The organism is Pseudoalteromonas sp. 0802 (genome assembly GCF_013350085.1).
GTDB lineage: Bacteria > Pseudomonadota > Gammaproteobacteria > Enterobacterales > Alteromonadaceae > Pseudoalteromonas.
In genome coordinates, this window is sequence record NZ_JABVXE010000003.1 from 343,787 (window position 1) to 356,193 (window position 12,407).

The following is a 12,407-nucleotide window of genomic DNA, read 5'->3' on the forward strand; positions in this document are numbered from 1 at the left end:
CTTGAGCTTTTACCTTGCCATCTCTTCGTATTAACAAGGACAGACATTGAATATTTTACTTGCCATGATCCCCGCCTTTTTATGGGGCACCACCTATGCAGTGACCAAATATGCCACACCTGATTGGCCGCCACTTTTATTAGGCGCATTACGTGCATTACCTGCAGGGTTATTACTTTTATTGATTAAACCTAGTTTGCCAACCCGTTCGCAGTGGCCAAGTTTGTTAACGCTAGGTGCTGTGAATATCGCGCTGTTTTTTGCCTTTATTTTTATCATGGCGGTAAACCTTCCTGCAGCTATAGCAGGAGTAGGGATGGTGTCTGTGCCGGTTGTGGCTTTGTTATATGCTTGGCTTACTAAAGGGCAGCGCCCCGCAAAAACTCAAGCATTCTGTGCTATGGCGCTGGTGGTATTGGCGTGGTTGTTGTTTGACCCAGCACACGTGTCATTAAATGTATTGGGAGTGACTGCTTTATTTGGGGCCCTACTGACTATTGTGATTGGTAGCACCTTAGTACAGAGTTTGTCGGTGCATATTCATTGGTGGGTTGTGCTTACCTGGCAGTTAATCATTGGCGGCACTATTTTATTATTGGCTGCGTTTATTGATGGCAGTTTACTTCACCCAGAGCAATACCAAGTGATATTTAAGCCTATCTCAGCACTGCAATATTCTGCGCTATTTTGGTTAATCGTGCCTAATACCGCTATCGCCTATATTCTGTATGTTTGGTTATTAGGACGCATGACTGTGGCTGAGTTTTCATTCGGCACTATTGCTAACCCAATCGCGGGAATCGTATGCGCTGTTTTACTCATAAACGAACAATATCAAGACTGGCAATACCTATTAATGTTTATGATGATTGTGTTTTCAGTGCTCCCCCAGATGCTAAAGCTTAGGCAGTTCAAACTACAGCGCTCTTAATACCAAAAAAAGGCTGCCCATTGGCAGCCTTTTGCAATAATTTAGCTCTTCTTAGCTGTGATACTTTTCACAAGCTTCAAGGGTGTTTTCGATTAAGCTTGCCACAGTCATTGGGCCAACACCACCTGGTACTGGTGTAATGAAATGTGCTTTTTGTTCAGCGATATCGTATTCAACATCACCAACAAGCTTGCCAGATTCAAGGCGGTTAATGCCTACATCAATTACGATAGCACCTTCTTTAACCCAATCACCCGGAATAAACTCAGGTTTACCAACCGCAACAACTAATAAATCAGCGCGGCGAACATGCGTTTCTAAATCTTGAGTAAACTTATGACAAACCGTTGTTGTACAGCCTGCAAGTAAAAGCTCAAGTGACATAGGACGACCAACAATGTTTGACGCACCAACAACAACTGCGTGCATACCTTTGTAGCGAACACCGGTAGAGTCGAGTAGGGTGATAATACCCTTCGGTGTACAAGGACGAAGTGCCGGCATACGCTGAGCTAAACGACCAATGTTATAAGGGTGGAAACCATCAACATCTTTATGTGGTGTGATGCGTTCAAGAATTTTTTCAGCATCAAGACCCTGAGGTAAAGGTAACTGTACTAGAATTCCGTCTACTTCTTTGTCTTCGTTTAGTTGATCTATTAATGCAAGTAAATCTTGCTCAGTTGTGTCGCCAGGTAAATCGTAAGACTTAGATACAAAGCCGACTTCTTCACATGCTTTACGTTTAGAACCAACATACACTTGGCTAGCTGGATCTTGACCAACTAACACAACTGCTAGTCCTGGAGCGCGTAATCCATTCGCTACACGCTCTGCAACTCGCTCTGCTACATTGCTGCGTACTTGTTTAGCTATTGCCTTACCATCGATGATGTTTGCCGTCATGGGTGACCTTTAATTGGGGTTAGTTAACTTGATACTGATACATCTAAATATGATTATCCAATAAAGGGGGCGTGGATACACAAATCATGTTTGTTTGATCATATTTATTTATGTTGCGTATTTTCGCAGAAAAGCATCATAGCGCCAAGATGCAATCTTATATAAAGCGCTACTTTATAAAAAAGAGTTCAAATTTTAGCTTATATTTGCAATATTTAACCATTATGAACTAAAAGTGACCGATTGAATTATTTTCTTAAAAAAATGTTTGACCTGACTCGGTCAAATCACTATTATGCACCCCGTTGTTAACGAGGTCACTCGCAAACAACGGTAAGCATCGGCGATTAGCGCAGTTTGGTAGCGCACTTGGTTTGGGTCCAAGGGGTCGCAGGTTCAAATCCTGCATCGCCGACCACTTCTTCTTTAAGAGGCGGTGCTTACAGGCAAACTTATGAAGTTTTCGATGCGCCCGTAGCTCAGCTGGATAGAGCAACGCCCTTCTAAGGCGTTGGTCGAAGGTTCGAATCCTTCCGGGTGCGCCATTTGAAAATATGTAAATGCCGTGGTGATTGTAGCTCAGTTGGTAGAGCCCCGGATTGTGATTCCGGTTGTCGTGGGTTCGAGCCCCATCAGTCACCCCAATTTACTCTAAGATATCGGCGATTAGCGCAGTTTGGTAGCGCACTTGGTTTGGGTCCAAGGGGTCGCAGGTTCAAATCCTGCATCGCCGACCATCTTGAATGATCTTTATTTTCAAAACTTCTCTCAGTATCGGCGATTAGCGCAGTTTGGTAGCGCACTTGGTTTGGGTCCAAGGGGTCGCAGGTTCAAATCCTGCATCGCCGACCACTTTTAACGAATTATGGTCAAAGAACGATTGGTTTGGGTATATCCAATTCAGTCGCAGGTTAAAATTCTGCATCGCCGACCACTTCTCAATTTCTAAATACATCCTTTAATTCAGCTTAATTCTCCTTTGTTATTTTGTTGCGTTCGTTTTTTACGCATTTAAACGCTGATTGCTGCTATATAAGCCAAATAATTGCCCCCCAGACTCGACTATCATAAATATTAGGTTATAATGCCGCGTCTATTGTTTAACATAGTGCCCATAGGGGCAAAGCAGCAATGGTATCTCATGGTTACAATGCGCCGTTTTAAGTTGAAATATTCAGCGTTAAAACTTGCTATCACTCATGGAGATCACCTTGTTTGTAAGGAAGGCGAACAGTCGCCAAAATTGAAGATTGAGGTAAATCATGCAAGTTTCTGTTGAGACGACTCAAGGCCTTGAGCGCCGTCTGACCATCACCGTTCCTGCAGAGAACGTTGAGACTGAAGTAAAAAAACGCTTACAACAACTGTCTAAAACCCAGCGTATCGATGGTTTCCGTCCTGGTAAAGTACCAGCGTCTATCATCAACAAGCGTTACGGTGCTGCAGTACGTCAAGAAGTTGCTGGCGAATTAATGCAACGCAACTACATCGAAGCAATCGTTTCTGAAAAAATTAACCCAGCTGGTTCACCTACTTTCGCTCCTAAAGCGTTAGAAGCTGGTAAAGATTTAGAATTCGATGCAACTTTCGAAGTTTACCCAGAAGTTGAAATTCAAGGTTTAGATAAAATCGCTGTTGAAAAACCAGCTGTATCTGTAACTGACGAAGACCTAGCTAACATGCTAGAAACTCTACGTAAGCAACACGCTTCTTGGGCTGAAGTTGACGCAGCTGCAGGCGAGAACGACCGTGTAACTATCGACTTCGTTGGTTCTATCGAAGGCGAAGAGTTCGAAGGCGGTAAAGCTGAAGACTTCCCACTAGAACTTGGTCAAGGTCGTATGATCCCAGGTTTCGAAGACAACATCGTTGGCAAAAAAGCGGGCGAAGAAGTTGTTGCTGAAGTAACTTTCCCTGAAGAGTACCACGCTGAAAACCTTAAAGGTAAAGCAGCTACTTTCGCAATCACTGTTAAGAAAGTTGAAACTCAAGAACTTCCTGAGCTTAACGATGAGTTCGCAACTAAATTCGGTGTAGCTGAAGGCGGTGTTGACGCTCTTAAAGAAGAAGTTAAAAAGAACATGACACGTGAGCTTGACCAAGCAGTTAAAGCTAACGTTAAAGATCAAGCTATCAAAGGTCTTTTAGCTAACAACGAAATCGAAGTGCCAAAAGCGCTAGTAGATCAAGAAATTGATGCACTACGTCAGCAAGCTGCACAACGTTTCGGTGGCGACGCTAAAAACATGCCTGAGCTTCCAGCTGAATTATTCCACGAGCAAGCTGTAACTCGCGTTAAGACTGGCCTATTACTAGGTGAAGTAATTAAAGCGAACGAGCTTAAAGTTGACGACGCTAAAGTTGAAGAGTTAATCGCAACTGTAGCTTCTGCATACGAAGATCCAACTGAAGTAGTAGAGTACTACAAAGCAAACGATCAGCTTATGCAGCAAATGCGCAACGTAGCGATGGAAGAGCAAGCAGTTGAAGCTATCCTAGCTAAAGCAAACGTGACTGACGTTGAAAAAGCATTCGACGACATCATGAATCCACAGCAAGGTGCTTAATAAGTCATTGACTTAAGCTCTCGCTAGCGATTAAATGGCTCGTGTTACCCTGTATTTATACAGCGTACTCGGGCCATTTTAGTTTGTGGTATCAGTTTCAAAAAAACCAACAATACTGATGTTATTTCAGAACTTTTTTCGGCGAGGATTGAATTTGTTCTGATAAGTTCCTATATAGTTATAAAGATTGAATAGACAGCTTAACTTACATTAGTATAAATGTGCTTTCCTTATAGTAAGGATGAGTCGCAGCGGATAAGGAATTAAATAAGAATGAATAGCGGTATGATAGACCCTCTAAACGCACTAGTCCCTATGGTTGTTGAACAAACAGCTAAAGGTGAGCGCTCATATGATATTTACTCACGTCTTTTAAAAGAGCGCATTATTTTCTTAACTGGCCAAGTAGAAGATAACATGGCTAATTTGATTCTTGCGCAAATGCTGTTTTTAGAATCAGAAAACCCAGAAAAAGATATTTATCTTTATATTAATTCGCCAGGCGGTTCTGTGACTGCGGGTATGGCAATTTACGATACAATGAATTTTATCAAGCCTGATGTAAGCACTATTTGTGTTGGCCAAGCGGCAAGTATGGGTGCATTCTTACTATCAGGTGGCGCTAAAGGTAAGCGTTTTTGTTTACCTAACTCACGTGTAATGATCCACCAGCCATTAGGTGGCTTCCAAGGTCAGGCATCTGACTTTGAGATCCATGCTCGTGAAATTTTATCAATTAAAGATAAGTTAAACCGTTTAATGGCTGAACATACTGGCCAGCCACTCGATGTGGTTTCTCGTGATACAGACCGTGATAACTTTATGACTGCTAGCGAAGCAGTTGAATACGGCCTAGTTGACTCAGTATTTTCAAGCCGCGATTCGAAGTAATCTGAATAGCTAATAATAACGTATTGTTAGCTATGACCCTTTACTATGCGAAAACTGATATTCTTTGATATAGTTAAACATAGTGAATTAGCAGTAGCCCAGTGCTACTGCCAACGTAATAAATGAGGTAGCTGAATGTCTGACACTCCTACAGACGGCGACAAAAGTAATAAATTGTTATACTGCTCTTTCTGCGGCAAAAGCCAGCACGAAGTTCGCAAACTAATTGCTGGCCCTTCAGTATATATTTGTGATGAATGTGTAGAGCTGTGTAACGATATTATCAGGGAAGAAATCAAAGACATTGCGCCGAAGCATAATGCGTCTGATAAACTGCCTGTGCCGAAAGAAATTCGTGATCACTTAGATGATTACGTGATTGGCCAAGACCACGCGAAAAAAGTGCTGTCGGTTGCGGTATACAATCACTACAAACGTTTACGCAATCAAACAATCAATGCAGATATTGAGCTTGGTAAGAGTAATATTCTATTAATCGGTCCTACAGGTAGTGGTAAAACATTACTTGCTGAAACAATGGCTCGTTTACTTGATGTACCATTCACGATGGCGGATGCAACGACACTAACTGAAGCAGGTTATGTAGGTGAAGACGTTGAAAACATCATTCAAAAGCTACTGCAAAAATGTGATTACGACGTAGAAAAAGCACAACGTGGTATTGTTTACATTGATGAAATCGACAAGATTTCTCGTAAGTCTGACAATCCATCGATCACCCGTGACGTATCGGGCGAAGGTGTACAACAAGCCTTACTTAAGCTAATTGAAGGTACGGTTGCATCTGTGCCACCACAAGGCGGCCGTAAACATCCACAGCAAGAGTTCTTGCAAGTTGATACATCAAAGATCCTATTTATCTGTGGCGGTGCGTTTGCCGGCCTAGATAAAGTGATTGAACAACGCAGCCATAAAAATACCGGTATTGGTTTTGGTGCTGAAGTTAAGCAATCATCAGGTAGCCGTAGCTTAAGTGAAACATTTAAAGATGTTGAACCAGAAGATTTAGTCAAATACGGTTTAATTCCAGAGTTCATTGGTCGTCTTCCGGTTGTTGCGACACTTACAGAGCTAGATGAAGCGGCGCTTATTCAAATTCTGAGCGAACCAAAAAATGCATTAACTAAACAGTTCTCTGCATTGTTTGCGATGGAAGATGTTGAGCTTGAGTTCCGTGAAGATGCACTTAGCGCAATTGCTCATAAAGCAATGGAGCGTAAAACAGGTGCTCGTGGCTTACGTTCAATCGTTGAAGGCGTATTACTTGATACTATGTATGAATTACCTTCGATGGATGATGTTAGCAAAGTGGTTATTGATGAAACCGTTATTAAAGGTGAGTCAGACCCAATTTTGATTTACCAAAGCGGTAACCAAGACAAAGCTGCATCAGAATAAAGCTGTAATAGTTTAAAAGTTAAGCAGTTGAACACGAAAAAGGAGCCAAAGGCTCCTTTTTTTATAAATATGTTGAACTTTCCCTTACATATCCCCATATACTTGAGTAATCTTTAAAATAAATGAAGTGCGAAGAGAATATAATGACGCTTGAGAGAACAGATCGAGTCGAAATCCCCGTGTTGGCACTGCGCGATGTAGTGGTTTACCCACACATGGTGATCCCGCTATTTGTTGGTCGTGAAAAATCAATAAAATGCCTAGAAGCGGCGATGGACAAGGACAAACAAATTTTCCTAGTGGCGCAAAAAGACGCCTCTGTTGATGATCCGCAGCAAGATGATATCTACCGTGTTGGCACCATTGCCACAGTACTTCAGTTATTAAAGTTACCTGATGGCACCGTTAAAGTGCTTGTTGAAGGCACACAACGTGCGAGCGTTGAAACGTTTTTAGATAACGATGATTTCTTTGTGGCTGAAGCACAGTTCATCGAATCAGGCCATATCGACGAGCAAGAACAAGATATCTTTATTCGCAGCGCAATTAGCCAATTTGAAGGCTATGTAAAGCTTAATAAGAAGATCCCACCTGAAGTACTTACTTCTGTGTCTGGCATCGATGAAGCTGCACGCCTTGCTGATACCATGGCAGCACACATGCCGCTTAAGGTACCTGAAAAGCAAAAAGTACTTGAGATTGCCGATGTGACTGAGCGTCTTGAATACTTAATGGCACTGATGGAAGGCGAGATTGACTTACTGCAAGTTGAGAAAAAAATCCGTACCCGCGTGAAAAAGCAGATGGAAAAGTCGCAGCGTGAGTATTACCTCAACGAGCAAATGAAAGCGATTCAAAAAGAGCTTGGCGAACTTGATGATGTACCCGATGAATTCGAAGCAATTAAAAAGCGCATCGAAGAATCAGGTATGCCTAAAGAAGCGCAAGAGAAAGCAAACGCTGAGTTATCTAAATTAAAAATGATGTCGCCGATGTCGGCGGAAGCAACCGTCGTGCGCTCGTACATTGATACCTTAATCAATGTACCTTGGAAAAAACGCTCTAAGGTGAAAAAAGACTTAGCTGGCGCACAAAAGATTTTAGATAGTGACCATTACGGCTTAGATAAAGTTAAAGAGCGTATTATTGAGTATCTAGCGGTGCAGCAGCGCACTAATAAGCTTAAAGGCCCAATTTTATGTTTAGTCGGTCCTCCTGGTGTAGGTAAAACCTCATTGGGTCAGTCAATCGCACGCTCTACAGGTCGTAAATATGTGCGTATGGCATTAGGTGGCGTTCGTGATGAAGCGGAAATCCGCGGTCATCGCCGTACTTACATTGGTTCTATGCCTGGTAAGTTAATCCAGAATATGACTAAAGTTGGTGTAAAGAACCCATTATTCTTATTAGATGAAATCGATAAGATGTCATCAGATATGCGTGGCGACCCAGCATCAGCACTACTTGAAGTACTTGATCCTGAGCAAAACAGCCATTTTGCCGATCACTACTTAGAAGTTGATTACGACTTATCAGATGTGATGTTCGTGGCAACATCAAATAGCTTTAATATCCCAGGTCCGTTATTAGACCGTATGGAAGTTATTCGCCTTTCGGGTTACACCGAAGACGAGAAGCTAAACATTGCTAAACAACACTTGATTCCAAAACAAGTTAAGCGCAATGGCTTAAAAGAGCATGAAGTTGAAATTGCTGACAGCGCAATTATTGGCATTATCCGCTACTACACACGTGAAGCGGGCGTTCGTAACTTAGAACGTGAAGTGTCAAAACTATGTCGTAAAGCAGTTAAGAACATCTTGCTGGATAAAGACACTAAAAAGGTCCTTATCGACGATAACAACCTTGAAGAATTCTTAGGCGTACAACGCTTTGATTATGGTAAAGCAGAAGACGGTGACCGTATTGGCCAAGTAACGGGTCTTGCGTGGACTGAAGTAGGTGGTGATTTACTGACTATTGAATCTGCAGCTGTAGCAGGTAAAGGCAAGCTAACTTACACAGGTTCGCTTGGTGATGTAATGCAAGAGTCAATTCAGGCAGCGATGACGGTCGTTCGTAATCGTGCTGAAAAACTTCGCATTAATAGCGACTTCTATGAGAAACGTGACATCCATGTTCACGTGCCAGAAGGTGCAACACCAAAAGATGGTCCAAGTGCTGGTATTGCTATGGTAACTGGTTTGGTATCGAGCTTAACGGGTAACCCTGTGCGCTCAGATGTAGCAATGACAGGTGAAATCACATTACGTGGTGAAGTATTACCAATTGGTGGCTTAAAAGAGAAGCTACTGGCAGCGCATCGTGGTGGAATTAAAACCGTTATTATTCCAAAAATTAACGAACGTGACTTAAAAGAGATCCCAGACAACGTATTAGAGGGCCTTGAAATTCACCCAGTTACATGGATTGATGACGTTTTAAAACTGGCTTTGAAGCACCCAGTTGAGAGTTTTTCTGTCGAAACTGAAAAAAACCAGTAAAAAACCGCAAAAAAGTGCATTTAGGGGCTTTTCAAATACAAAGGGTATGATAAGTTAAGCACTAGTTTTCAAGCCTAGGCCTTATGTAGCCTAGGGTTGAGAAAAATATAATAAACTGAGCATAAACTTAATTTGCTCATAAATTTTCAAAACAGTGATGTTATTTTTTATAAAAACAATCGCTCTTGATAATAACAATGAAAGAGGATGATATTGTGAATAAATCTCAATTAATCGATCAAATCGCAGCTGACGCTGACATTTCTAAAGCGGCTGCAGGTCGTGCACTAGATTCATTCATCGAGGCTGTTTCAGGCGCTCTTAAAGATGGCGATTCAGTAGCGCTAGTTGGCTTTGGTACTTTCTCTGTACGTGAGCGTGCAGCGCGTTCAGGTCGTAACCCGCAAACTGGTGAGACTATCCAGATTGCTGCAGCAAATATTCCTTCTTTCAAAGCAGGTAAAGCGCTGAAAGACGCAGTAAACTAATCATTAAAGATTAGTTGGTGAGAGATACCTAATCACACTTAAATTGAATTTAGGTAACTTATCACCAGTTACTTCAAGTGAAAAAGCGTATCTGGTAAGATACGCTTTTTTTACATGAGCAGGGTTAATTTGTACCTGATCAGAATAGAGATAGATAAATGCTTGAGAAAATCAGAGAAGGTTCGCAGGGACCTGCAGCCAAAATTATTTTAGGCGCGGTGATTTTATCTTTTGCTTTAGCTGGGATCGGTGGTTATTTAGGACAAACCACAGAGCAACCCGTTGCAGAAGTAAATGGAGTTAAAATTAGCCAAACCGAATTCAGCCGTGCATACCAAAACGAACGTAACCGTTTAGAACAACAATTTGGTGAATACTTCGCACAAATCGCTGCTGATCCAAATTACATGGCACAAATTCGCCAAGGCGTAATCGACCGTTTAGTACAACAAGAATTGCAAACTCAACTAGCGGCAGAATTAGGTCTTCGTGTAAGCGACGAAAGTGTTCGTAAAGCAATTTTAGAAATGCCTTACTTCCAAGTAGGCGGCCAGTTTAGCAACGACCGCTACTTACAAGTTATTCGTCAAATGAATTTCCAACCAGATGCTTTCCGTGAATATTTACGTGAAGATATGACACGCAGCCAATTAGTAGGTGCTGTTGCTGGTACAGATTTCATCTTAGAAAATGAATTAAACAACAGCGTTGCTCTACAACAGCAAACGCGCAGTATTGATTACTTAGTTGTTGCTAAAGAATCATTACAAGCAGGTATCGAAGTAACAGAGCAAGAAATTGCTGATTACTATGAGTTGAATCAACCGCAATTCTTAGCACCAGAGCAAGTGTCTGTAAGCTACATTGACTTAAATGCAGCTAACTTAACACTTGATTCAAGTGTTTCAGAAGAAGATATCAAAGCTTACTATGATCAAAACAGTGCACAATATGTTGAGCCTGAAAAACGTCGTGTATCGCACATCTTAATTGATAACAGCGAAGACGATGATGCAGCAAAAGCGAAAGCTGAAGAGCTACTAGCGCAGTTACAAAGCGGTGCTGATTTTGCTGAGCTTGCTGAGTCATCTTCTGATGACGTAGTGAGTGCAGAAATGGGCGGCGACCTAGACTGGATTGAACGTGACATGATGGACCCTGCGTTTGAAGATGCAACGTATGCACTTGAAAGCAAAGGCGACATTTCTGACGTTGTAGAATCAGAGTTTGGTTATCACATCATCAAACTTACTGATATTCAAACACAGCAAGTTAAACCATATGCTGACGTAAAAGATGAGCTTCGCGCTGAACTTGAGCGTACTAAGAAAATTAATGCGTTCTATGAAAAGCAAACTCAAATGGGTGAGCTTGCGTTCGAAATTTCAGATACTTTAATTGATGCAGCAGAAGCAGCAGGCGTTGAAGTACAGAAAACAGAACTTGTTACTCGCAATGCATTACCTGAGCCGTTAAACAACCCACAAGTTGTTACTGCTATTTTCTCACCCGAAGTGTTAGAAGACCGCATGAACTCAGAAGTAATTGAAGTAGGCGATGAGCATGCTGTTGTTGTTCGTGTAAACGATCACAAAGCTGCTACAACGAAAGCACTAGCAGATGTTTCTGAGCAAATTAAGGCGACGCTAGTTTCACAAAAAGCATCGGAGCTTGCTAAAGAAAAAGCACGCACTCTATACGCTGAGATCGAAGCTGGTAAGAGCCTAAACGAAGTTGCACAAGCTGAAGGCCTAACAGTACGCCAAGAAGCTGCACTTGCTCGTCAAGCTTACACAGTGTCACCAGCTATTGTTCAACAAGCTTTCAAAATGGCTCATCCACAAGGTGCACCAGAGGTTGAAGTTGTTGACCTAAACAATGGCGATGCTGCAATTGTTGCGCTAAAAGCAGTTAATCCAGCGACTGACGTTGAGATTAATGAGCAACAAAAGCAAAACATCACTATGGCTCAAGTGAATAAAAACTACATGGTATTTATTGCAGCACTAAAAGCACAAGCTGAAGTGCAAGTACCGCAAGCGACTCAAGCTGCTGAATAATTAGCAAAATGAGTTAAATAAAAGGCGCCTACTGGCGCCTTTTTTGTTACCGTTAAAGGTAATTCAAGTTACAAGGAGCTTTTATGGAGTACAGTCTAATAGAGCAGCTACCAAGCGCAGAAGAATACTGTGACATGCGTCTTAAAGCTGGCTTATCAGCACGTTCATTAGCGGCTGCAAAGGCGGGGTTACCAAACTCTCTTTATGCTATTTGTATTCGTAAAAACGATGAGTTGATTGGCATGGGCCGCGTTATTGGTGATGGCGGTTGTAATTTTGAAGTGGTTGATATTGCTGTATCACCTGAATATCAAGGGCAAGGGTTAGGGCGTGTCATTATGGAACATGTTGACCGCTACATTGAATCTGCCGCCTTTGAAGGTAGTTATGTCACTATGGTCGCCGACAAACCTGGCTTTTACGAAAAGCTTGGCTATAAGTTTGTCGCACCACAAAGCCAAGGGATGTATAAAAAGTTTTGATAAGAGTAAAGTTGCAAGGGGAAAGAGTAAAGTTAATTGAGTGATCAAATCTCCCGCGTGGGAGGCGTTTTAACGCCGAATCATGATCTGACTCCATAAAAGTAGACACCTTTTTGGAGTCAGTAATCATGAAAGTAAAGTCACAGCGTAGATATTCCC

General features: G+C 42.0%; 9 protein-coding genes and 5 tRNA genes. 13 read left to right on the forward strand and 1 reads right to left on the reverse strand.

The features are described from left to right. Nucleotides 1-46: 46 nt before the first annotated feature. On the forward strand, nt 47-931 hold the full coding sequence (locus tag HUS61_RS09255; protein ID WP_175082395.1) for a DMT family transporter: 885 nt from the start codon (nt 47-49) through the stop codon (nt 929-931). Nucleotides 932-982: 51 nt separating this feature from the next. Here the strand turns inward: HUS61_RS09255 and folD are convergent, their stop codons facing one another. Then, nucleotides 983-1,837, reverse strand: coding sequence for a bifunctional methylenetetrahydrofolate dehydrogenase/methenyltetrahydrofolate cyclohydrolase FolD (gene folD, locus HUS61_RS09260; RefSeq protein WP_054553151.1), 855 nt, complete (start codon nt 1,835-1,837; stop codon nt 983-985). Nucleotides 1,838-2,178: 341 nt separating this feature from the next. Here folD and HUS61_RS09265 point away from each other — a divergent pair. From HUS61_RS09265 to HUS61_RS09320, 12 genes are all read left to right on the forward strand, one after another. Then, nucleotides 2,179-2,255 (forward strand) — tRNA-Pro (locus HUS61_RS09265). A gap of 50 nt (nt 2,256-2,305) precedes the next feature. Next, nucleotides 2,306-2,382: transfer RNA gene (locus tag HUS61_RS09270), tRNA-Arg, on the forward strand. A gap of 23 nt (nt 2,383-2,405) precedes the next feature. After that, a tRNA-His gene (locus HUS61_RS09275) sits at nt 2,406-2,481 on the forward strand. 16 nt (nt 2,482-2,497) lie between these two features. Continuing rightward, nucleotides 2,498-2,574, forward strand: a tRNA-Pro gene (locus HUS61_RS09280). 38 nt (nt 2,575-2,612) lie between these two features. Then, nucleotides 2,613-2,689: transfer RNA gene (locus HUS61_RS09285), tRNA-Pro, on the forward strand. 410 nt (nt 2,690-3,099) lie between these two features. After that, nucleotides 3,100-4,404: a trigger factor gene (gene tig / locus HUS61_RS09290; RefSeq protein WP_054553149.1), complete on the forward strand. Its 1,305-nt coding sequence runs from the start codon at nt 3,100-3,102 to the stop codon at nt 4,402-4,404. 273 nt (nt 4,405-4,677) lie between these two features. After that, nucleotides 4,678-5,295, forward strand: a complete 618-nt coding sequence (gene clpP / locus HUS61_RS09295) for an ATP-dependent Clp endopeptidase proteolytic subunit ClpP (RefSeq protein ID WP_054562075.1) — start codon at nt 4,678-4,680, stop codon at nt 5,293-5,295. 135 nt (nt 5,296-5,430) lie between these two features. Further along, the gene (clpX, locus tag HUS61_RS09300; RefSeq protein ID WP_054562074.1) at nt 5,431-6,714 is read left to right on the forward strand and encodes an ATP-dependent protease ATP-binding subunit ClpX; all 1,284 of its coding nucleotides are present in this window, start codon (nt 5,431-5,433) and stop codon (nt 6,712-6,714) included. 143 nt (nt 6,715-6,857) lie between these two features. Next, nucleotides 6,858-9,218 carry an endopeptidase La gene (lon, locus tag HUS61_RS09305; protein WP_175082396.1) on the forward strand — a complete coding sequence of 787 codons (2,361 nt, stop codon included), beginning with the start codon at nt 6,858-6,860 and terminating at the stop codon, nt 9,216-9,218. 197 nt (nt 9,219-9,415) lie between these two features. Next, the gene (locus HUS61_RS09310; protein WP_175580427.1) at nt 9,416-9,706 is read left to right on the forward strand and encodes an HU family DNA-binding protein; all 291 of its coding nucleotides are present in this window, start codon (nt 9,416-9,418) and stop codon (nt 9,704-9,706) included. 158 nt (nt 9,707-9,864) lie between these two features. Next, on the forward strand, nt 9,865-11,766 hold the full coding sequence (gene ppiD / locus HUS61_RS09315) for a peptidylprolyl isomerase (RefSeq protein WP_175082397.1): 1,902 nt from the start codon (nt 9,865-9,867) through the stop codon (nt 11,764-11,766). An 83-nt stretch (nt 11,767-11,849) separates the two neighbouring features. Continuing rightward, a complete protein-coding gene (locus HUS61_RS09320; RefSeq protein WP_054562071.1) occupies nt 11,850-12,248 on the forward strand; it encodes a GNAT family N-acetyltransferase in 399 nt (132 codons plus the stop codon). The last annotated feature ends 159 nt before the right edge of the window (nt 12,249-12,407 follow it).